This is a genomic window from Kitasatospora sp. NPDC088742, assembly GCF_055584905.1.
The window spans coordinates 13,286-33,544 of sequence record NZ_JBVJLD010000067.1 but is presented as its reverse complement, the minus strand read 5'-3'; the positions used below and the strand labels follow the sequence as shown (position 1 = coordinate 33,544).

The window sequence follows — 20,259 nt, the reverse complement described above, 5'->3', positions numbered from 1 at the left end:
AGGTCGAGAGTCCGATGTCCGACGACATCAAGCCCGCCCCGCCCGGCTTCACCACCGACCAGTGGCGCGACTTCAGCCGGGACGGGCTGCTGCACGTCCCCGACGTGCTGGCGCCGGCCGAGGTGGACGCCCTGCTGGCCGCGGCCCACAGCTGCCTGCAGGGCCTGGAACTCGGCGGGCAGCACACGAACAAGGTCGAGAACGTCATCGCGCACCACCCGGCCTTCCGGGCCCTGATCGACCACCCGGGCCACATCGGCCACGTGTACGACGTCTTCGGCGACCAGCTGAGGCTCAGTCAGAACGACCTGTTCTGCCGCCCGCCCGGCAGCGTGGTGAACCAGTGGCACATCGACGGCCCCCGGGCCGTCCCGTACCGGGTGTTCTCGCCCGTCCTGCCGCTGAAGGTCCGGGTCGGGTACTGGCTCACCGACGTGGTGCTGGACGAGATGGCCAACCTGGTCTACCTGCCGGGCAGTCACCGCGCCGACTACACCGGCGAGCACACCGGCACCGGACACCTGCCCGGCCAACGGATCCTGCACTGCCGCAAGGGATCGATGACGATCTTCAACGGCAACCTCTGGCACCGGATCCAGCCCAACACCGGTGACACCACCCGGATCAACGTCTTCCTCTCGTACACCCCGACCTGGATCAACGGGTACTACTTCCAGGACGCCGGGGCGATGCCCGGCCTCACCCGCGAGCAGCGCGTCATCCTGCGCCCGTACGGCGACTCCCAGGAGGACTTCACCCGGCCGCCCGGCGGCGACCAGCCGCTGTACGCGGACGGACGGGTGGTGGACGCCGGCGGGCCGGTGGAGCGCCACAAGATCCGCCGGCACACCCGCTACGAGCAGTTCCTCCGGGAGCACGACCACTGATGGGCCGCTGATGCCGACCACCACCCACGCCTGGCCCGAGCTCGCGGCGGCGCTGGACACCGGGGCCCCGCCCGGGCGGGTGGCCGCCCTGGTGGCCGCCGCCACCGAGGCCGGCGCACTGGTCACCGCCGCGGACGGGCAGGTGCGGCACGCCGCCGCCGCACTGTCCGCCCCGGCCGGCGTCGCCGGCTGGACCGCGCGCGGCTTCGTCCCGTACCGGGTCAAGCCGAGCACCGAGCCGGATCCCGGGGCCGCCGTGCTCCGGGCCGTGCTCACGGAGCTCCGGCTGCTGCCGGAACTGGCGGCGGTGCCGCACTGGAGCGGTACCGGGATGACCGTCTCGCTGCACCATCCGGCGGCGGTGGACCTCGCCGAGGTCAGCGCCCGGCACGGCGGGTCGGCCCCGGTCCACGACCGGGTGACCGACGCCTGCCTGCACTCCTTCGACCTCTTCCTCCGCCATGACGGCCGGCTGCGCCGGGCGGCCGGGGCCGGTGCCGTGATCCGGGACTTCCCGCTGCGCAGCCGGTACGACGCCGCCGCGGCCGCGCTGGTCCGGCTGCTCGGCGGGGCGGCCGCCGGGCTGCCCCGGCCGGACCTGTCCTTCCCCGGCAGCCGCCGGGTGCTGTTCGCCGATCCGAAGCCCGCCAACCTGCTGCTGGCCGCGGCCGAGGTGCCGGACTGGCTGGCCACCGGCACGCCCGGGCCCTGCCGGGTGGACCTGGACCTGATGTGCGCGGAGTCGACCGTCGCCCTGCAGATCGTGCTCGCCGTGCTGTCGCACCCGCTCGGGCCGCGGGACGAGCGGGGAGTGCTGCGGTTCGGCGCCGCCCTGGAGAAGGGCCGCCGGCACGCGGCCGGCCACGGGGTGGAGCGGGCCGAGTTCGACTCGGTGGTCCTCTACCACCTGCTGCGCAACTTCACCTCGGCGGTCGCCGAGCAGCGCCTGCCCAAGGCCCTCGGGTTCGCCGAGGCGCTGGAGCAGGCACTGGCCGAGCTGCCGATGTGCTCCGGCCTCGCCCCGCTGGCCGAGGCGCTGCGATCCTGGCGCGCGGCGGTCAACTCCGGTGCGCGCCCGGAGGGTCCAGCAGATCACCGAAGGACGGAGCAGCGATGACCAGCCCGCCGTCCGCCCCGTCCCACGGGGCTCCGTCCAGGGTCAGCACGGCGGCCCCCGCCTCCCTGGCGACCAGCAGGCCGGCTGCGGTGCCCCACCACGTCCGGTGGCCGTGACGGCGGGTCAGTTCCTTGACCACCGCGGCCTGCCGGCCGGTGGCCACCCCGCAGATCTTCAACGACGAGCACCACATCCGGTCCTCCACCCCGAGGCCGGCCGCCCGGACCCGGGCCAGCAGGCGGACCACCCCGGGGTGGTCCCGGACGGTGGAGCGCACCGAGACCGGGCCCGACGGCGGGCCCGGGAGCGGACCGAGCCGGCAGCCGTCCCGGAACGCCCCGGCGCCGGCCGCGGCACTGAACACCGTGCCGGTCGCGGGCTGCAGGACGAAGCCGTACAGCGGACGCTCGTCCCGGCACAGGGCGACGCTCACCGCGTGCAGCGGGCTGCCGGTCAGGTAGCTGGCGGACCCGTCGACCGGGTCCAGCAGGAAGCGCAGCGCACCGGCCCCGCCGGCGTCGCCGGTGGCGCGGAAGCGCTCCTCCGCCAGCACCGGCACATCCGGGAAGTGCCGTCCGAGGACCCGGATCATCGCCTGCTCGAGGCTCCACTCGTACTCCGGCAGCAGAGCGGGCGCGGCGACGAAGCCGGCCTGCCGGGCGGGGGTGCCGGCGGCCAGCCGCCGGATCTCCCGCAGCGCCGCGCCGAACCCGCCTTCGTAGGGGGCGCCGGCGTCCCAGCCGGCCGCCCCGTCGGTACCCGCAGAGAACAACATCGATCGCCCTTTCAGGACTGGACGGGCAGTGAGGAAGGTGGCCGGATGTCCCAGCCCACACCCGTGGTGGTGATCGGAGCCGGGCGGGTCGCCCACACCGCCCACCTGCGGGAGCTGCGCGAACTGCCGGACCGGCTGCGGCTGGCCGCCGTGGTGGAGACCGACCCGGACCGGCTCGCCGCCGTCCGGGCGCTCTTCCCGGCCGCGGTGGCCTGCGGCTCGGTGGCCGAGGCGGTCCGGGCCGGGGCCCGCGCCGCGCTCTGCCTCACCCCGTGGTGGACCCACCGGGCGGTGATCGAGGAGTGCCTCGGGCACGGCCTGCCGGTGCTGAGCGAGAAGCCGGTGACCCTCGACCCGGCGGAACTGGACACCCTGGCCGAGGCCGAGCGCCGGACCGGCACCCGGGTGACGGTCGGTTACATGAAGCGGCACGACCCGGTCGTCGCCGAGTTCACCGAGCACGCCCGGCGCCATCTCGGCTCGGCCCGGCGGATCACCGTCGAGATCCACGACCCCAACGCCCCGCACCAGATCGAGCACCTCGTCCCGGCCGGCCTCTCGGCCGTCCGCCGCTACGCGCCCGAACAGGCGGCCGCCGTCGAACGGGCGCTCGGCCCGGCGAGCACCGCCCTGCAGCGCGAGGTGTACGCCCGCGGGCTGGGCGGCTCGCTGGTGCACCAGACCGACATCGTGCGGCGGATCCTGGAGCCGGCCGGCCTGGAGCTGTCCGGGCACCTGCTGCACGCCGCCGCCTGGGCCGAGGGCTCCGCGGTGACCTGCTGCTGGCGTCCTGGCCCGGACCTGGTGGTGGAGATGAGCCACGTCCGGCTGCCGGAGCACCGGACCTACCGGGAGACCATCGAGTTCGTGTCGGAACGCACGGTGGCCACGCTGCACCTGCCATCTCCCTACTCTCGGGACCTCGGAGCGGTGCTGGAGGTCGAGACCTGGGACGACGCCGGCACCTCCCGGCGCACCCGGACCACCGGCGCGCCCGGCCGGACCGGGTTCCGCGGTCAACTCCGCGCCTGGGCCGACTCCCTGGGCCCCGGCACCGGGCCGGAACTGCCCGGCCTGGCCGACGCCCGCCGGGACGCGGCGGTGCTCCTCGAAGCCGCCCTGAGGATCACCTGACGCACCGTCCGCCACAAGCGGACCGGCGGTCGTACGGGCAGTTGTGAGGACGGGCCGGCCGGCGCCTTCCACCGGGCGGAACACCGGCCCGTGGTGGTTGGCCGGCACCCGCCGACCCGCGAAGAATTCCGGCACACCAGACCAGAGGGGGCGCGCATGCGCGAGGCAGGCAGTCACGGAGCACCTCAGGTGCCGCCGGGACCGGGCGGCGGGACCGCCGCCGTCCGGGTGGAGACCCGTGGCCCGGGTGACCGCTCGGAGCCGCTCGCCCGGCTGGTCGCCGCCCGCGCGGCCGGCCGGCTGGCGGCCCAGGACCCGACGCTCTGGGGGCCCCGGGCCGAGGCGGAGGCGGCGGACCGGCTGGGCTGGGTGCTCGCCCCGCAGCGTGGCCGGGCCGCGCTCGACGGGATCGACGCGCTGCGCGCGGAACTCGGGTCCGAGGGCCTGACCGAGGTGGTGCTCTGCGGCATGGGCGGCAACGCGCTGGCGGCGGCGGCGATCGACCGCGCGGCCGGAGGCTCGCTCACCGTCCTGGACACCACCCACCCGGACGCCGTCCACCGGGTCCTGGACCGGGACCTGCGGCACACCGTGGTGGTGGTCTCCAGCAAGTCCGGCCACACCGTCGAGACCGAGGCCCTGCGCCGGGCCGCCACCGAGGCGCTGGCCGGCCAGGGGCTCGCCCCCGGCCGGCACCTGGTGGCCGTCACCGACCAGGGCTCCGACTTCGCCGCACTGGCCCGGCGGCAGGGGTACCGGGCGATCTTCCAGGTCGAGCCGGACGTCGGCGGGCGGTACAGCGCGCTGACCCCGTTCGGCCTGGTGCCCGCCGGGCTGGCCGGAGCCGACGTCCGGAGCCTGCTGGCCGGGGCCGCCGCCGCCGCTCCGCTGCTGGCCACCGATCGCCCGGACAACCCCGCGCTGCGGCTGGCCGCCGTCCTGGCGGCCTCCCCGGAGCGTCCGCTGGTGCTGGCCGACCGCCTGCCGGAGGCCGCGTTCGCCTGCTGGGCCGAGCAGTTGGTGGCGGAGAGCACCGGCAAGGACGGCACCGGTCTGCTCCCGCTGGTGGCGGGCGGCCCGGACGCACCGGAGGTGGTGCACCCGCCCGCCGGCGCCGTGGTCGGACTGCTGCTGCCCGACGGGCCGTCAACCGCCGTGCCCGAGAGGGCCGGTGACGGCTTCGCCACGTACGGCCCGCTGGGCGCGCAGTTCCTGCTCTGGGAGACCGCCACCGCCCTGGCGGGGGCACTGCTCGGGGTGAACCCCTTCGACCAGCCGGACGTCGAGTCCGCCAAGCGGGCCACCCGCGAGCTGCTGGAGCGCCCCGGGCCGGCCGTCCCCCCGCTGCTCGTCGAGGGCCCGGTCGAGGTGCGCGGCAGCGGGCCCGGCCTCCTGCCGACCCCGCCGGGCTCGGTCCGGGAGGCCCTGGCCCGGTTCGCCGACGGCCTCGGCGAGCGGGACTACCTGGCGCTGCTCTGCTACGCCGATCCGGTCCGGGACCACCGGCTGGCCCGGCTCCGGTCCCTGCTGGCGGACCTGACGGGCCGTCCGGTGACCCTGGGCTGGGGACCGCGCTACCTGCACTCGACCGGGCAGCTGCACAAGGGCGGCCCGGCCCGGGGCGCCTTCGTCCAGGTCTCGGTGGGCTGGACCGCCGACCGGGACGCCCCCGGACTCCCCTACTCCTTCGGCGAACTGATCACGGCCCAGGCGGCCGGGGACGCCTCGCTGCACGCGCTGCGCGGCTCACCGCTGCTGGAGCTCCGGGTGACCGACCCCGAGCACGGCGCCGCCCGGCTGCTCGACCTGCTGACCGCGCCTTGATCGGCCTCACCGTCAGCGACACGGCCCTGTCCCGGATCAGGGTCGCGCCCAACGCCCTCTGGGAGACGCTCTCCAGCGCCATCCTGCTGGCCCACGGCCGCGAGCTGCCGCCCTTCCCGTACCGCGGCTGGGCGCGGTCGGCCGGCGCCACGCTCGGCCGGTCGGGCGGCTGCCGGCTCCGGGACTGGGTGGCCGGCTGGCCGAGCCCGCGCATCCCGGACTTCCTGCTCTGCCCGGAGGCCGGCTCCGCGGACGGGCTGCCGGCCGCGCTCGGCCGGATCGGCGCGACCGATCCGGCCGAGCTGCGCCACCGGCTCCGGCAGGAGTACCCCGGTGGTCTGCCGCCCGCCTTCCGCCGCTTCGGCCAGGACCCGCAGGGAGCGCTGGAGTGGTACTGCGAAAGCCTCGGCCGCTACTGGGAGCTGGTGCTGGCCGGGCTCTGGCCCGAGATGCTCGGCGCCCTGGAGGAGGAGGTCACCTTCCGGGCCCGGACCCTGGTGGGCGCGGGCGTCGACGAACTGCTCCGGTGCCTGCACACCCGGGTGGAGTGGCGCGGGCCGCGGCTGCGGGTGGACACCGCCGCCACGGCCGCGCTGCCCGAGGCGCCGTCCGGCCTGGTGCTGGTGCCCCTGCTGTTCGCCCGTGAGCGGGTGGTGGTCACGGCCGACCGGGACGGCGGCGTCCACCTCGGCTACCAGGCCCGCAGCGCCGCCGGGCTGGCACGCCTGACTCCGGCGGCGGCCCGGACGCCGGAGAGCGGGGACCGGCTCTCGCTCCTGCTCGGCCGCAGCCGCGCGACGGTGGTGCGCTGCCTGACCGTGCCGACCACCACCACCGCGCTGTCCGGGCGGCTGGAGCTGTCCCCCAGCACCGTCTCCGAGCACCTCGGCATCCTGGTCTCCACCGGGCTGGCGGTGCGCCGCCGGTCCGCCAACCGGGTGCTCTACGAACTCTCGGACAGCGGGAGGGCCCTGGTCGCCGAATTCGTCGACGGCCTGGCCGGGTGAACCGTCCGGCCGGGCCTGACCACGGCCGGACCGGCGGAGATCCGGCCGGACCGGGCCGCGCCGTGCAGCGAACAGACCGCGCTGTCGTTCGGCCAGCCCCGGGCCGGGGCGGCGGGGGCGGCGTTGCCGAGATCGGCGGCCATCCGGCCGGCCGCCTCCAGCACCAGGCTGCGGATCCGGTCCCGGGTGCCGCCGCGCTCCACCCGCTCCCCGCCGGTGGTCACCGTCACGGTGGCCAGGATCTGGCCCGAGCCGCCGCGGATCGGAGCGGACAGCGACCAGATGCCCCGGTCGAACTCGTTGTAGGCGACGCCGTAGCCGTGCTTGCGGGTGAGGAAGAGGTGCCGGAGCACGTCGGGCACCCCGCGCGGAGTGCGCGGGGTGAAGGCGGTGAACTCGGTCTCCGCGAACAGCCGCCGGACCTCGTGCTCGGCCAGGTCGGTGAGCAGGGTCCGGCCCGCCGCGGTGGCGTAGAGGGGCAGGCTCTGCCCGACCCTGGCCGAGATGGCGACCGGGTGCTCCGGATCGAAGCGGGCGGTGCAGACGGCCCTGCGCTGACTGAGCTCGGTGACGAGCACCGGCTCCCGGACCTCCTCGGCCAGCCGGGTGAGGGCGCCGTGCGCGCGCTCGGCCACCGAGTCGACGCCGCGGCTGGCGCTCTCGCCGATCGCCCAGGCGGCCGGTCCGATGAAGTACCGCCGGTTCGCCTCGGAGCGGGTGATGAACTGTTCGTCACGCAGCACCGCGAGCAGCCGGTGCATGCTGGCGCCGGGTACGTCCAGGCGTTCGCAGAGTTGTTGGAGCGTCAGTCCGTCCCGCGACTCCGACAGCACACCGACCACGTCGAGTGTCCGCTTCACCAGCTGCACTTCCGCCTCCCAGGCAACGATTGGCCGTTCGAGATCCGGTCAGTTCCGTGCACCATGCCAAACCGGTGGGGGGCGGCTTGGTGAGCGGTTCGGCCGCAGATGCTACTGCGTCCCTCCGGATGCGATCCGGCGGGCACCTCACGAGAACACTGACGTCGCGGGCGTGACCGGGGATCCGCCGGGTCCGGGCCGGGCCACCGCCCGGGACGCCCGCCGGAGAGTCTTCCGCCGGGCGGAAGTGCCCCGCACCGGGGTCGACACCCGCCTCGGGCCTGGGGCAGGTTGCCGGGCATGACTGAGAACCGCCGGTGGCCCGGCTACTTCGTCGCCGTCTGCGGCATCGACGGCAGCGGCAAGACCACCCAGATCAAGCAGATCGAGGCCGCGCTGAGCCCGCTCGGCGAAACGGTCCTGACCCGCCAGCCGACCGACCGCTACCGGCAGGACCCGATGGTCCGCCGGATGCTGGACCTGGAGGTCGACGACCCGTCCGTGCTGTCCGAGCTGGCGCTGCTCGCCGCCTTCGACCGGGCGCGGCACTTCCGGGAGACGGTCACGCCGGCGCTCGCCGCCGGGGCGGCGGTCGTCACCGACCGGTACGTCTACTCCAGCTACACCTACTTCCTGGCCCGCGGGCTGACCGACCTCGACTGGCTGAAGCGGGTCAACCGGGGGCTGCCCCGGCCCGACCTGACGATCTTCATGGACGTGCCGCCCGAGGTGGCGGCCGTCCGGATCATCGAGCGGGACGGCTCCTCGAACAAGCGCGAGGAGCTGGACCTGGAGCGGATGACCGCCGTCCGCAACGCCTTCCTGGAGCAGCCCTGGGAGGAGACCCCGTCGCTGCACGTGGTCGACGGCACCCGGCCGCTGGACCAGGTGACCGCCGACGTCCTCGACCTCGTCAAGCGGCACGACCCGCGATGACCGCGGTGCTCCCGCCGGCTTCCCCGGCGGCCGCGGGGGCCGGGGTGCGGGGCGCGCTCCGGGCCCTCGGCGCGGTGGCCGGCGCGCTGCCGGACGCCCCGACCGGCGCCGACGCCGTCCTGCTCGCCCCCGCGCCCCGCACCGGTGACGGCTCGGGCCTGGGCCCGGTCGACGCGCTCCGGTGCGGGCCGCCGGAGCGGTTCGCACCGGACGGCCTCGGCTTCCCGGTCCTGATCCGCACGCTGGCCACCCCGCAGACCCGCTGCTGGCTGCTCACCGCGACCCTCCGGGGCGCCGGACCGTCGGCCCTGGCCGGGAGCCGGCCGCTGCGCGTGCTGCCCCCGGCGGTCGCGGGCGACACCTCGCGGGCCGCGCAGTACATGCTCGACCTCACCGGCACCTTCCACTGGGAGGAGGCCGTGCTGCTCGGGCCGCCGGTCGCGGACGGGCCCGACCTCCACCTGGTGATCGCGTTCACCGACGCCCACGCCGGCCCGCCCTCGGAGCGGGCCGCCCGTACGGAAGGTGAGGGACCGTCATGCGGGTAGCCGTTCTCGGCATGGGGGTGATCGGCAAGCGGCTCGCCGACGCGATCACCGCACAGCCCGGCCTGACGCTGGCCGGAGTGGCCGTCCGCTCGGCCGGCCCCGGCATCCTGGCCCGGCCGGCCCTGCCCTGCTTCGCCTACGACGAGGCCGCCGAGCTCCGGTTGGCGCTGGACGGCGTACCGGTGACGGGCCGTCTGGAGGAACTGCTGGCGGAGGCGGACGTGGTGGTGGACGCCGGCCCGTCGCGCAGCGGCGCCGGCCGGGCCGGGCGCTACCGCGCGGCCGGGGTGGCCGCCGTCTTCTGCGGCGGTGAGCGGGACCGCAGCCTCGGGCCGCTGATCCACTCGGCGCTCAACTACCGTGCTGCGGTGGGCAGTTCCAGCGTCCGACTGGCCAGCTGCAACACCACCGCGCTCGGCCGGGTGGTGGCGGCGGTCGGACCGGGGCACATCGCCCGGCTGAGCGCCACGGTCATCCGCTGCGCGACCGACACCGACAAGGCGGGCAAGGGCGCTGTGAACAGCGCCGTCTTCGACGCCCGTCCCTCGCACCACGCCACCGACCTGACGGAGGTGCTGCCCGGCCTGCTGGCCGAGTCGCACGCCGTGACGGTCCCGATGACCAGCGGCCACGTGATCGGGGTCCGGCTCCTACTGGCCGGACTGTCCGCCGGGGCCGCCGTCGAACGGCTGGCCGCCCACCCGAGGCTGACCGTGCTGTCCGAGGGCGCCTGGAGCACCGCCGCGATCAAGGCGGCGGCGGCCGAGCTGCCCGGCCACCGCGACGACCGCCACGACCTGGCCGTCCAGGCCGTGGCCGAGGCCCCGGACGAGCTCTTCGCCTGGCTGTCCCTCGACAACGAGGCCGTCACCGTCCCCGAATCACTCGACGTGCTCCAGGCCGTGGCGGGCGAGACGGACGGCGCCGCGGCCCGCGCCCGTACCGACCGGCACCTGCCCGGGCGGGGCGCCTGGCTCTCACCGATGCGGAAGGAATCATGACTCAGAACGGCGGCCTCCGGGCCCTGCTGGCATCCGGCACCCTGGTCCGGGCGATGGGCGTGCACGACGGGCTCTCCGCCATCCTCGCCGAACGGGCCGGCTTCGAGGCCCTGTGGGCCGGAGGCCTCGGCATCTCGACCTCGCACGGCGTGCCGGACGCCGGGATCCTCACCATGACCGAGTTCCACGCGGACGCCGAACGCATCCGGCGCTCCAGCAGCCTCCCGGTCATCGCGGACGTCGACGCCGGCTTCGGCGACGTCAACGTGGTCCGCCGGATGGCCCGGCTGTACGAGGACTCGGGGATCGACGCGGTCTGCATCGAGGACAAGCAGTACCCCAAGCGCAACAGCTTCCGCGAAGGGCACCGGCTGGAGGACCCGCAGACCTTCGCCCGGAAGATCGACGCCGTCAAGGCCGGCCAGCGGACCGAGGGCTTCATGGCCGTCGCCCGGCTGGAGTCGCTGATCGCGGGCGCCGGGATGGACGACGCGCTGGACCGGGCCCGGCTCTACTGCCGGGCCGGGGCCGACGCCCTGCTGATCCACAGCAAGCGGAGCACCGCCGACGAGGTCGGCGAGTTCTGCGCCCGGCTGGCGCCGGACTTCCCCGGGGTGCCGGTCCTCATGGTGCCCACCACGTACTACACGGCGGGCGGCGAGGAACTGCGCCGGCTGGGCGCCGCCGGGGTGATCTACGCCAACCAGGTCATCCGGGCGGCCGTCACGGCCATGGAGGAGCTGCTGAAGAGCGTGGCCGCCACCGGATCGACCGAGGAGGCGGAGTACCGGATCGCCTCGGTGAACGAGCTCTTCGAGCTGGTGGACACCGACTCGATCGAGAGCTGACACCGTCCCGCACGGCGGACGGCCGAGGGGCCCGCACCTGTGGTGCGGGCCCCTCGGCCGTCTCGCGGACTTCCTCACCGCGGCGAGTAGTTGGGCGCCTCGACGGTCATCTGGATGTCGTGCGGGTGGCTCTCCTTCAGCCCCGCCGAGGTGATCCGGACGAACCGGCCGCGCTCCTGGAGCTCCGGGACGGTCCGGCCGCCCACGTAGAACATCGACTGCCGCAGCCCGCCGGCGAGCTGGTGCACCACCCCGGCCAGCGGGCCGCGGAACGGCACCCGGCCCTCGATGCCCTCGGGGATCAGGTCCGAGTCGCTGGCGACGTCCTCCTGGAAGTAGCGGTCCTTGGAGAAGGACTTCCGCTCGCCCCGGCTCTGCATCGCGCTGAGCGAGCCCATCGCCCGGTACGCCTTGAACTGCTTGCCGTTGATCAGCAGCAGCTCGCCCGGAGCCTCCTCGCAGCCCGCGAGGAGATTGCCGAGCATGACCGTGTCGGCGCCCGCCACCAGGGCCTTGGCGATGTCCCCGCTGTACTGGAGACCGCCGTCGGCGACCACCGGGATCCCGGCCGCCCGCGCGGCCCGCGCGGCCTGCCGGATGGCGGTGATCTGCGGGACACCCACTCCGGCGACCACCCGGGTGGTGCAGATGGAGCCGGGGCCGATGCCCACCTTGATGCCGTCCACCCCGGCATCGATCAGCGCCTGCGCACCCTCCTGGGTGGCGATGTTCCCGCCGATCACGTCGACCCGGCAGTCCGCCTTGATCTTGGCCACCATGTCGGAGACCATCCGGGAGTGGCCGTGCGCGGTGTCCACCACGATGACGTCCGCCCCCGCCGCGACCAGGGCCTGGGCCCGCTCGAAGGCGTCGCCGGCCACCCCCACCGCCGCGCCGACCAGCAGGCGCCCCTGCTGGTCCTTGGCGGCCAGCGGGTACCGACGGGCCTTGACGAAGTCCTTGACCGTGATCAGGCCGCGCAGCGTGCCGGCCTCGTCGACCAGCGGCAGCTTCTCGATCCGGTGCCGGCGGAGCAGCTCGACCGCGTCCTCGGCGGAGATCCCGACCGGGCCGGTGACCAGCGGCATGGGCGTCATGAACTCACGCACCGGCCTGGTCCGGTCGGTGGCGAAGGCCAGGTCCCGGTTGGTGACGATGCCGAGCAGCCGGCCCGTGCCGTCGGTGACCGGGACACCGCTGATCCGGTACCGGGCGCAGAGCGCGTCGGCCTCCGCGAGGGCGGCGTCCGGCCGGATGGTGACCGGGTCGGTGACCATACCGGACTCGGAGCGCTTGACCCGGTCCACCTGCCCGACCTGGTCCTCGATCGAGAGGTTGCGGTGGAGGATGCCGATGCCACCCTGCCGGGCCATCGCGACCGCCAGCCGGGCCTCGGTGACGTTGTCCATCGCGGCCGAGACCAGCGGGACGTTCAGCCGGACGTTGCGGCTGAGCCGGGTCGCCGTGTCGATCTCGTCCGGGGCCATGTCCGAGGCGCCCGGGACCAGCAGGACATCGTCGTAGGTCAGCCCGAGGGGTGCGAACTCCTCGTCCGATGCGGCAAGTTGGTTGGTCATGACTTCCTTTCGGGGGTGCTGCGAGGGGACTGGTGGTGCGAGGGGGATCAGTGGTGGAGGGTCTTCGCCACGGTGAGGGCCGCCTGCCGGCAGGCGTCGCGGTCGACGTCGAGGTGGGTCACCAGGCGGACGGTCCGCGGGTCGAGGGCCGAGACCCTGACCCCGGCCTCGGCGCAGGCTGCGACCACGGCGGCCGCGTCGGCCACCTCCACCAGGACGATGTTGGTCTGCGGCTCCCGGACGGCCAGGCCCTCCTCGCGGAGCAGCCGGGCGATCTCCCGGGCGTTGTCGTGGTCCTCGGCCAGCCGGGCCACGTTGTGCTCGAAGGCGTGGATGCCGGCCGCCGCGAGGATCCCGGCCTGCCGCATCGAGCCTCCCATCCGGTGCCGCATCACCCGGGCCTCCTCCCGACGGTCGGCGTCGAGCAGCAGGACCGTGCCGGCCGGGGCGCCCAGCCCCTTGGAGACGCAGACCGAGAGGGTGTCGAAGCAGGGCCCGAAGGCCTCCAGCGGGACCCCGCCGGCCACGTGCGCGTTCCACAGCCTGGCCCCGTCGCAGTGCACCGCGATCCCGTGCCGGTCGGCGGTCCGGCGCAGCTCGCGCAGGGTCTCCAGCGGGTAGACCGTGCCACCGCCCCGGTTGTGCGTGTTCTCCACGGCCACCGCCCGGGTGCCGACCGACCAGCCCGCCGCCGGGCGGATCATGCGCTCCAGCAGGACCGGGTCGATCAGGCCGTCGTCGGAGAGCAGCGTGCGGGTCTGGACGCCGCCGTGCCAGGCCACCCCGGCGTCCTCGTACAGCAGGAAGTGCGCGTCGGCGTCGGCGAGCAGCTCCTGGCCCGGCGGCACCAGCAGTCGCAGGGCGAGCTGGTTGGCCATCACCCCGGAGGGCAGGAAGAGCGCTCCGCCGAAGCCGAACGCCTCGGCCAGCATCCGCTCCAGGCGGATCACGGTCGGGTCCTCGCCGAGGGTGTCGTCCCCGACCTCGGCCTCCGCCATCGCCCGCCGCATGGCCGGAGAGGGCTTGGTGACGGTCTCGCTGCGCAGGTCGATGATGGCGTCGGCCACGGTGACTCCTCGGGACGGCGGTGGGCGTGGGTGGTCAGGGGGCCGGCGGGGTGGCCGGGGCCGGCCGACGCGGGGTCGGTCGGCGCGGGGTCGGGCGCTGCGGGTCAGGCCCTGGGGGGGTCAGGCGCTGGGGGGTCAGGCGGCCGGGAGCCGGCGCAGGCAGGCGGTCAGCCCGTCGGCGAACCGGCCGAAGAACTCGTCGGGGTGGTCCCGGAAGTAGAAGTGGCCGCCGGGGAGCAGCCCCACCTCGCAGTCCGCCGTGGTGTGCCGCCCCCAGCCGGCCAGCCGCTCCGGGGTCTCCCGGTCCGCGGTGCCGCCGTAGACGCTGACCGGGAGGTCCAGCGGCGCGGTCGGGCGGTACCGGTAGGTGGCGACCACGGTCAGGTCCGCCCGCATGCCCCGCAGGTAGAGCTCGAGCAGCTCCTGATCCCGGGTCAGCTCCGCCGGGAGCGGTCCGTACAGCCGCTCCACCCGGGCCGTCAGGTCCGGGGCGGCCACCTCGGAGAGCGAGAGGCCGGGGCGGTGCTCGTCCGGGGCGCCGTTCGCCGAGACGAAGAGCTCCACGGGCCCGGGCAGGCCGCGCCGGCGCAGCTCCACGGCGGTCTCGAAGGCCACCGGGGCGCCCAGGCTGTGGCCGAAGAACGCGAACGGCGGGGCGAACTCCGCCTCCGTCACCAGGGCCTCGGTCAGCTCGGCCATCGCGGTCACCGGATCCTCCCGCAACCGGCTTCCCCGGCCCGGGAGTTGGACCGCCCAGACCTCTACGTCGGCCGGCAGCCGGTCCGCCCAGCGCAAGTACTCCCCGGCCGAACCGCCGCTGTGCGGGAAGCAGTAGAGCCGGAGCGCGGCCTCCGGTCGGCGCCGACGGCAGAGCAGCCAGCGGGAGCGTCCGGGCGGTGTCATCCGGTCCGCTCCGTTCCGGCCGGTCCGTGGCCGAGGGCCACCCCGGCCATCCGGTCCAGGGCGCGGTGGTCGACCTTCCCGTTGGGCAGCTCGGGCAGCGCGGGCAGCACCTCGATCCGGGCCGGGACGGCCACCGCCGGCAGCGCCGCCACCAGCCCGGCCCGCAGCTCGCGCAAGTCCGGGCCCTCCTCGGACGGCACCACGAAGGCCACCGGCCTGGCCCGGCCGGCGGTCCGGCCCACGCCCACGCCCGCCCCGGCCACCGACGGGTGGGCCGTCAGCAGCCGCTCGATCTCGCCGCGTTCGAGGCGCACCCCGCCCAGCTTGAGCTGGTGGTCGGCCCGGCCGTGGAAGCGCAGCTCCCCGGCCGGGGTGACGGACACCAGGTCACCGGTGCGGTACCGGCCGGCCGGCCGGACCGAATCGGCCAGGCCGGGCCCCCCGATGTGGAGTTCACCCGTCGCACCGGGCTCCACCGCGGCCCCGTCAGGGGTCCGCACGTACAGCAGCGCGCCCGGGATCGGCGCCCCGATCGGCACGTCGGCGGCCTCGGCATCGGCCGGACGGCACTCGTGGACGGTGCTCCAGACGGTGCACTCGGTCGGGCCGTACTCGTTGAACAGCCGGGTGGCCGGCAGGCTCGCGAAGTGCTCCGCGACCAGCTCCGGCGGGCAGGCCTCGCCCGCGACGATCACCGTGGAGAGCGTGCCGAGCCGGTCGGCCTGGCCGCTGCGCAGCGCGATCCGGTAGAGCGAGGGCAGTACCAGCAGGTGCGAGGCCGCGTGCTCCCCGGCCGCCCGGAGGATGGCCAGCAGGTCGGAAGGCCGGTCGCTGGGGATGACCAGCCGTCCGCCGCCGGCGAGGGTCCAGTAGATCCCCGCGACCGAGCTGTCGAAGGAGATCGAGGAGCAGAGCAGGAAGGCGGAGACCTCGGACGGGTAGTACTGCATCCGGCAGGCGGTCGAGTATCCGAGGGCCCGGGCCGAGACCGTGACGCCCTTGGGGCGGCCGGTGGAGCCGCTGGTGAAGTACGTGTAGGCGAGCGGCCCGAGCAGCGGGACGGCGCCGTCCTGGACGCCGGCACCGGTGAGGTCGGCCGGGACCGCCCGCAGACCCGGGAGGGCGGCCACCCGCGGTCCGGGCCGGTCCTCGGTCAGCCCCGGCTCCACCACGGCGAACCGGGCTCCGCTCGCCTCGGCCATCAACTGCTGCCGGGCGGCCGGGAATCCCGCGTCCACGGGCACGTACCGGCAGCCCGCGTACAGCACCCCGAGCATCGCCAGGACGGCCCACCGGGACAGCCGGGCGTGCACCACGACCGGCTCGCCGGGCGCGGCCCCGAGCCCGCGCAGGGCGGCCGCCACCGCCAGCGCCCGGGCGTGCAGCTCCGGGTACTCGAACGAGCCCTCGGGGTCCACCACGGCGGTTCCCTGACGGTTCGCCAGGTCGAGGAGGTCCAGGACGTGCCGGGGGTGCTCCGCAGGGGCCGGACCGGTCAGGTCCGGAGTCCACACCGTCATCTCAGGCCGTCCGGAGGTGGTCCGCCGCGGCGTGCGGCCGCCCGACCACGGGCAGCCGCTTGTACCCGGCGAGGAACCGGGAGTGGAACAGCTCGGCCTCGCCCACCGGGGTGATCGAGGAGCACAGCGCGAACAGCTCGGAGAACAGCAGCCGCAGGGAGAGCCGGGCGAGTTGGGACCCGACGCAGTAGTGGTGGCCGACCCCGAAGGCGAGGTGCCGGTTCGGACGCCGAGCCACGTCGAAGACGTCCGGATCGGCGAAGACCGCGGCGTCCCGGTTGGCCGAGGCCAGGTAGGCCACCACGGCGCTCCCCGCAGGGACCGACGTCCCGGAGAGCTCGACCGGGCGGAGCGTGTAGCGCATGAAGTTGCTGGCCGGGGTGGCCCAGCGCAGCGCCTCCTCCACTCCGGAGTCCAGCAGCTCGGGCCGGGCGGCCCAGTCCTCGTACCCCCCGCTGCGGGCCAGCTCGTGCACCGCCGCGGTGGCCACGTGCGGCAGCGTGCCGGCCGAACCGAGCAGCATGCTGTAGCAGTTCGAGATCACCGAGCCGGAGGAGGGCAGCACTCCGTCCACCTCCGTGGTGGCCAGCAGGCTCACGATGTCGTCACCCGGCTCCCGGGTCCGCCGGCGGACCAGGTCGGAGAAGTAGGCGAACAGCTCGCGGTGCGCCCGGGTCAGCGTCTGCTGCTCACCGGACGGCAGTTGGACCTCCGGGTCCTCCTCGGCGGTGGCCATCACGGCGAGCCGGATCAGGCGCTGGTGGTCCTCCGGCGGCAGGTCCAGCAGGAGTCCCAGCGCGATCAGCGGGAGGCGGGCCATGGCCTCGGCGAAGTCGAACGGCCGGCCCGTGCCGAGCGGCGCCACCAGCTCGCGGATCCCGGCCCGGATCGCGTCCGCGTACGACTCCAAGGGCCGTGCGTTCAGCGCCCGTTGGAGCGGCGCGCGCATGCGGTCGTGCCGGGGCGGGTCGGTGGCCGCCAGCTGCTGCCCGGCCGCCGGGTCGCCCTGGCCGAGCAGGTTGAGCAGCGTGCCGCGCTCCGAGGTGAAGACGGCGTGGTCACGCAGCACCCGCTCCACGTCCGCGTACCGGGTGACGACCCAGTAGCCGCCCTCCGCCGCCGACCGGCCGGGCTGCCAGCGCACCGGTTCGTTCTCCCGCAGCCAGCGCCAGAGCGCGTGCGGGTCGCCCTGGGAGTAGAGCCCGGGGTCGGCGAGGCGGTCCGACACCACGGCCTCGTCGATGTGGTCGGTGCTCAAGCCCGGCCCCCGTCGGTCAGCGCCCGGTGGATGACCTGGGAGAGCTCGGCGATGGTCGGCGACAGGAACAGCGTGGTGGCCGAGATCTCGACCCCGAACTCCCGGTCCATCTCCGCCTGGAGCTCGGCGGCGGCCAGCGAGTCTCCACCGAGCTCGAAGAAGTCGTCGTGCAGGCCGACGGGCGAGGTCTGCAAGGTGTCCGCCCACAGGCGCGCGAGCCGCTCCTGCACGGCCTGCGGCTCCGGCGCGGAGTACGAACCGGAATCCGGTGATCCCGGCACGGTCACGGATGTCATCGGCCCTGCCCCCCATCTCTGCCGCCCGGCTCCGATTCCGGGCCAGGCGCAACGCCCCCAAACGGTAGATGCGCGAAGACTCCGCCAGAAGCGGCCGGGGCAGGGACTTCCACCTGGTGGAACGGCAGTGGGCGGAACTACCGCGCCCGGGGTCAGCCGTCGGCCGCCCGGGCCGCCCGGGCGGCGAGTTCGCGCAGGTGGGAGCGGAGTTCGGCCGGTTCGCGGACCTCGAACTCGCAGCCCAGGGTGGCCAGTCGGATCCCGATCCACTCCAGCGAGTCGGAGCGGGTGCGCAGCAGGGTCCGGCCGCCGTCCAGTTCGGTCAGCTCGTCCTCCGCCATGCCGAGGCGCTCCCGGACCCGCTCCGGCGGGGCGTGCAGCACGGCCACCGCCCGGTACGTGCGGGGGCGGGCGTGCAGCCGGACCCGGACGTACTCGCCGGCGTCCTCGGCGGGCAGCTCCCTGGGGGCGCAGCGGGCTCCGGTGAGCTGAGGGCCGGTCACCCGGTCCACCCGGAAGATCCGCCAGTCGTCCCGCTCGTTGTCGAAGGCGACCAGGTACCAGCGCCGCCCCGCTGCCACCAGCCGGTGCGGCTCGACCAGCCGTCTGGACTCGGCGCCGTCCCCGGCCCGGTAGCCGAAGCGCAGCCGCTCCCGGCCGGAGGCGGCCGTCGCCAGCACGGTGAGCACCTCGGGGTCGACCCGGGGGCCGGACCCGACCATCGGCACGGTGGCCGCGTTCAACGAGCCGACCCGGTGCCGCAGCCGGGCGGGCAGCACCTGGACCAGCTTGGCCAGGGCCCGCACCGAGGCCTCCTCGATCCCCTCCACCGCCTGCCCGGCGGCGGCCCGCAGGCCGACCGCGATGGCCACCGCCTCCTCGTCGTCCAGCAGCAGCGGCGGCATCGCGGCCCCGGCCACCAGCCGGTAGCCGCCGATCGCGCCCTTGGTGGCCTCCACCGGGTAGCCGAGCTCGCGCAGCCGCTCGATGTCGCGGCGGATGGTGCGCGGGCTGACCCGGAGCCGGCCGGCCAGCTCGCTGCCGGGCCACTCGCGCGGGGTCTGGAGGAGGGAGAGCAGGCTCAGCAGTCTCGCCGGGGTGTCCGTCATGGGATCCAGCATGGCGGACAAGGCGGCCAGGATCTGACCTAGTTGGCCACTACCTTCGGAACGTTCCCAGCCGACGCGCGGCGTCCCTGCCGAAGGAGTCCCACCATGCCATCCGCCACCGACACCACTCTCGTGGTGCCACCCACCGACACCACGGCGGCGCCTCCCGCCGACCGGCGGCGCTGGCTGGCGCTCGCGGTGGTGATGACGGCCAGCCTGATGGACCTGGTCGACGTCACCATCGTGAACATCGCCATGCCGAGCATCCAGCAGGACCTGGGCGCGGGCTTCGGCGCGCTCCAGTGGATCACCGCCGGCTACGCGCTGGCCTTCGCCGTCGGCCTGATCACCGGCGGGCGGCTCGGCGACATCCACGGCCGCAAGCAGCTCTTCCTGCTGGGCATCACCGGCTTCACCCTCGCCTCGGCCCTCTGCGGCCTGGCCTGGAGCCCCGAAGTCCTGGTCGCCGCCCGGGTGTTGCAGGGTGCAACGGCCGCGCTGATGGTGCCCCAGGTGCTCTCGATCATCCACGTCTCCTTCCCCGCCGAGGAGCGGGGGAAGGTCTTCGGGATGTTCGGCGCGATGGTCGGGATGGGCGCGGTGCTCGGCCCGCTGCTGGGCGCGCTGCTGACGGAGTGGGACCTGTTCGGCCTCGGCTGGCGGCCGATCTTCCTGGTCAACCTGCCGATCGGCCTGGCCGGTCTGCTGATGGGCCTGAAGTACGTCGACGAGTCCCGCGCCCCGAAGGCGCTCAAGCTCGACCTGGTCGGCATGGTGATCGGGGCCGTCGGCCTGCTGATGCTGCTCTACCCGCTCACCCACGGCCGGGAGGCCGGCTGGCCGCTCTGGGGCTTCGTCTCGATGGGCCTGAGCATCCCGGTGCTGGCGCTGTTCGTGGTGTACGAGAAGGCCAAGACCCGTCGGGACGGCTCACCGCTGGTGGAGCTGGCGCTGTTCCGGGTGCGCAGCTTCGCGGGCGGGATCGGCGTCCAGCTCTGCTTCGGGCTGGCCACCGGCATCTTCTTCCTGGTCTGGACCCTCTACCTGCAACTCGGCCTCGGCTGGAGCGCGTTGAAGGCCGGCCTGAGCGGCGTGCCGTTCTCGATCGCGGTCTCGCTGGCGGCCGGGATCTCGGTGCAGGTGCTGGTGCCGCGGTTCGGACGCAAGGTGCTCCAGGCGGGCGCGCTGGTGATGGCGGCCGGCACCCTGATCTACCTCGCCGAGGCGGCCCGGTACGGACTGGCCGTCGCCCCTTGGCAGATGGCGCTGCCGCTGGTGGTGATGGGCCTCGGGATGGGGCTGATCGTGGCCCCGCTCACCGACCTGGTGCTCTCCGACGTCCCGCGCGAGGACTCCGGCTCGGCCTCCGGGATCGTCAACACCACCCAGCAGTTGGGCTTCGCGCTCGGCCTCGGGCTCTCCTCGGTGGCCTTCTTCCGGGTGGTGGACGCGGCCGACCCGGCCACCCAGGCGATGGGGCCGGTCTTCGTGAACGCCTTCCAGCACGCCCTCTGGTGGGTGGCCGGCGGCCTCCTGCTGGTCTTCGCCCTGGTCTTCGCGCTCCCCCGCCGCGCTCCGCGGCACTGACCGGG

19 protein-coding genes are annotated in these 20,259 nt (G+C 74.9%); 10 read left to right on the top strand and 9 right to left on the bottom strand.

What is annotated here, in order from left to right; genetic code table 11:
• Positions 1-14 precede the first annotated feature (14 nt).
• The gene (locus ACZ6ZR_RS35065) at positions 15-887 is read left to right on the top strand and encodes a phytanoyl-CoA dioxygenase family protein (protein ID WP_465649466.1); all 873 of its coding nucleotides are present in this window, start codon (positions 15-17) and stop codon (positions 885-887) included.
• A gap of 10 nt (positions 888-897) precedes the next feature.
• Positions 898-2,004: a hypothetical protein gene (locus ACZ6ZR_RS35060; RefSeq protein WP_465649464.1), complete on the top strand. Its 1,107-nt coding sequence runs from the start codon at positions 898-900 to the stop codon at positions 2,002-2,004.
• Here ACZ6ZR_RS35060 and ACZ6ZR_RS35055 read toward each other — a convergent pair.
• Complete coding sequence (locus ACZ6ZR_RS35055) at positions 1,946-2,779, bottom strand: inositol monophosphatase family protein (protein ID WP_465649463.1); 834 nt, start codon at positions 2,777-2,779, stop codon at positions 1,946-1,948. The genes ACZ6ZR_RS35060 and ACZ6ZR_RS35055 overlap by 59 nt on opposite strands.
• A gap of 45 nt (positions 2,780-2,824) precedes the next feature.
• Between ACZ6ZR_RS35055 and ACZ6ZR_RS35050 the strand changes: the two genes are divergently transcribed.
• From ACZ6ZR_RS35050 to ACZ6ZR_RS35040, 3 genes are all read left to right on the top strand, one after another.
• Positions 2,825-3,913: a Gfo/Idh/MocA family protein gene (locus ACZ6ZR_RS35050; protein ID WP_465649461.1), complete on the top strand. Its 1,089-nt coding sequence runs from the start codon at positions 2,825-2,827 to the stop codon at positions 3,911-3,913.
• 189 nt (positions 3,914-4,102) lie between these two features.
• Positions 4,103-5,737, top strand: a complete 1,635-nt coding sequence (locus tag ACZ6ZR_RS35045; RefSeq protein ID WP_465649459.1) for a glucose-6-phosphate isomerase — start codon at positions 4,103-4,105, stop codon at positions 5,735-5,737.
• Complete coding sequence (locus tag ACZ6ZR_RS35040) at positions 5,734-6,744, top strand: winged helix-turn-helix domain-containing protein (RefSeq protein ID WP_465649457.1); 1,011 nt, start codon at positions 5,734-5,736, stop codon at positions 6,742-6,744. Before ACZ6ZR_RS35045 ends, ACZ6ZR_RS35040 begins: the two co-directional genes overlap by 4 nt.
• On the opposite strand, the gene ACZ6ZR_RS35035 is transcribed toward ACZ6ZR_RS35040, so the two are convergent.
• The gene (locus tag ACZ6ZR_RS35035; RefSeq protein ID WP_465649455.1) at positions 6,681-7,613 is read right to left on the bottom strand and encodes an IclR family transcriptional regulator; all 933 of its coding nucleotides are present in this window, start codon (positions 7,611-7,613) and stop codon (positions 6,681-6,683) included. The genes ACZ6ZR_RS35040 and ACZ6ZR_RS35035 overlap by 64 nt on opposite strands.
• Positions 7,614-7,904: 291 nt before the next feature.
• Here ACZ6ZR_RS35035 and tmk point away from each other — a divergent pair, with 291 nt between their 5' ends.
• Genes tmk through ACZ6ZR_RS35015 form a run of 4 tightly spaced genes read left to right on the top strand, consistent with a single transcriptional unit; the run spans position 7,905 to position 10,937 of the window.
• On the top strand, positions 7,905-8,540 hold the full coding sequence (tmk, locus tag ACZ6ZR_RS35030; RefSeq protein ID WP_465649453.1) for a dTMP kinase: 636 nt from the start codon (positions 7,905-7,907) through the stop codon (positions 8,538-8,540).
• Positions 8,537-9,088 (top strand): hypothetical protein, encoded by a 552-nt coding sequence (locus ACZ6ZR_RS35025; RefSeq protein ID WP_465649452.1) that lies wholly within the window; start codon positions 8,537-8,539, stop codon positions 9,086-9,088. Before tmk ends, ACZ6ZR_RS35025 begins: the two co-directional genes overlap by 4 nt.
• Entirely contained in the window at positions 9,079-10,089 is a 1,011-nt protein-coding gene (locus ACZ6ZR_RS35020) for a type II glyceraldehyde-3-phosphate dehydrogenase (RefSeq protein ID WP_465649450.1), read from the top strand. The genes ACZ6ZR_RS35025 and ACZ6ZR_RS35020 overlap by 10 nt, the downstream gene beginning before the upstream one ends.
• The gene (locus tag ACZ6ZR_RS35015; protein WP_465649448.1) at positions 10,086-10,937 is read left to right on the top strand and encodes an isocitrate lyase/phosphoenolpyruvate mutase family protein; all 852 of its coding nucleotides are present in this window, start codon (positions 10,086-10,088) and stop codon (positions 10,935-10,937) included. The genes ACZ6ZR_RS35020 and ACZ6ZR_RS35015 overlap by 4 nt, the downstream gene beginning before the upstream one ends.
• 74 nt (positions 10,938-11,011) lie before the next feature.
• Here ACZ6ZR_RS35015 and guaB read toward each other — a convergent pair whose 3' ends face one another.
• The 7 genes from guaB to ACZ6ZR_RS34980 form a co-directional block, all read right to left on the bottom strand.
• Positions 11,012-12,514 (bottom strand): IMP dehydrogenase, encoded by a 1,503-nt coding sequence (gene guaB, locus ACZ6ZR_RS35010; RefSeq protein WP_465649446.1) that lies wholly within the window; start codon positions 12,512-12,514, stop codon positions 11,012-11,014.
• Between the two features lie 47 nt (positions 12,515-12,561).
• Positions 12,562-13,581 (bottom strand): threonine aldolase family protein, encoded by a 1,020-nt coding sequence (locus tag ACZ6ZR_RS35005; protein WP_465649444.1) that lies wholly within the window; start codon positions 13,579-13,581, stop codon positions 12,562-12,564.
• Positions 13,582-13,716: 135 nt separating this feature from the next.
• A complete protein-coding gene (locus ACZ6ZR_RS35000; protein ID WP_465649442.1) occupies positions 13,717-14,484 on the bottom strand; it encodes a thioesterase II family protein in 768 nt (255 codons plus the stop codon).
• Positions 14,481-16,004, bottom strand: a complete 1,524-nt coding sequence (locus ACZ6ZR_RS34995) for an AMP-binding protein (protein WP_465649440.1) — start codon at positions 16,002-16,004, stop codon at positions 14,481-14,483. The genes ACZ6ZR_RS35000 and ACZ6ZR_RS34995 overlap by 4 nt, the downstream gene beginning before the upstream one ends.
• 1 nt (position 16,005) lies before the next feature.
• Positions 16,006-17,262: a cytochrome P450 gene (locus ACZ6ZR_RS34990; RefSeq protein ID WP_465649438.1), complete on the bottom strand. Its 1,257-nt coding sequence runs from the start codon at positions 17,260-17,262 to the stop codon at positions 16,006-16,008.
• The gene (locus ACZ6ZR_RS34985; protein ID WP_465649436.1) at positions 17,259-17,558 is read right to left on the bottom strand and encodes an acyl carrier protein; all 300 of its coding nucleotides are present in this window, start codon (positions 17,556-17,558) and stop codon (positions 17,259-17,261) included. The genes ACZ6ZR_RS34990 and ACZ6ZR_RS34985 overlap by 4 nt, the downstream gene beginning before the upstream one ends.
• A 152-nt stretch (positions 17,559-17,710) precedes the next feature.
• On the bottom strand, positions 17,711-18,667 hold the full coding sequence (locus ACZ6ZR_RS34980; RefSeq protein WP_465649434.1) for a helix-turn-helix transcriptional regulator: 957 nt from the start codon (positions 18,665-18,667) through the stop codon (positions 17,711-17,713).
• Positions 18,668-18,772: 105 nt separating this feature from the next.
• On the opposite strand from ACZ6ZR_RS34980, the gene ACZ6ZR_RS34975 reads away from it, so the two are divergent.
• Positions 18,773-20,254 carry an MFS transporter gene (locus ACZ6ZR_RS34975; RefSeq protein WP_465649432.1) on the top strand — a complete coding sequence of 494 codons (1,482 nt, stop codon included), beginning with the start codon at positions 18,773-18,775 and terminating at the stop codon, positions 20,252-20,254.
• Positions 20,255-20,259: the final 5 nt, after the last annotated feature.

Coding starts and splice junctions, on each gene's coding strand:
- ACZ6ZR_RS34985 (WP_465649436.1), bottom strand. CDS start 17,558: ATGACATCCGTGACCGTGCCGGGATCACCGGATTCCGGTTCGTACTCC.
- ACZ6ZR_RS34980 (WP_465649434.1), bottom strand. CDS start 18,667: ATGACGGACACCCCGGCGAGACTGCTGAGCCTGCTCTCCCTCCTCCAG.
- ACZ6ZR_RS35000 (WP_465649442.1), bottom strand. CDS start 14,484: ATGACACCGCCCGGACGCTCCCGCTGGCTGCTCTGCCGTCGGCGCCGA.
- ACZ6ZR_RS35060 (WP_465649464.1), top strand. CDS start 898: ATGCCGACCACCACCCACGCCTGGCCCGAGCTCGCGGCGGCGCTGGAC.
- guaB (WP_465649446.1), bottom strand. CDS start 12,514: ATGACCAACCAACTTGCCGCATCGGACGAGGAGTTCGCACCCCTCGGG.
- ACZ6ZR_RS35055 (WP_465649463.1), bottom strand. CDS start 2,779: ATGTTGTTCTCTGCGGGTACCGACGGGGCGGCCGGCTGGGACGCCGGC.
- ACZ6ZR_RS35020 (WP_465649450.1), top strand. CDS start 9,079: ATGCGGGTAGCCGTTCTCGGCATGGGGGTGATCGGCAAGCGGCTCGCC.
- tmk (WP_465649453.1), top strand. CDS start 7,905: ATGACTGAGAACCGCCGGTGGCCCGGCTACTTCGTCGCCGTCTGCGGC.
- ACZ6ZR_RS35015 (WP_465649448.1), top strand. CDS start 10,086: ATGACTCAGAACGGCGGCCTCCGGGCCCTGCTGGCATCCGGCACCCTG.
- ACZ6ZR_RS35065 (WP_465649466.1), top strand. CDS start 15: ATGTCCGACGACATCAAGCCCGCCCCGCCCGGCTTCACCACCGACCAG.
- ACZ6ZR_RS35025 (WP_465649452.1), top strand. CDS start 8,537: ATGACCGCGGTGCTCCCGCCGGCTTCCCCGGCGGCCGCGGGGGCCGGG.
- ACZ6ZR_RS34975 (WP_465649432.1), top strand. CDS start 18,773: ATGCCATCCGCCACCGACACCACTCTCGTGGTGCCACCCACCGACACC.
- ACZ6ZR_RS34995 (WP_465649440.1), bottom strand. CDS start 16,004: ATGACGGTGTGGACTCCGGACCTGACCGGTCCGGCCCCTGCGGAGCAC.
- ACZ6ZR_RS35050 (WP_465649461.1), top strand. CDS start 2,825: ATGTCCCAGCCCACACCCGTGGTGGTGATCGGAGCCGGGCGGGTCGCC.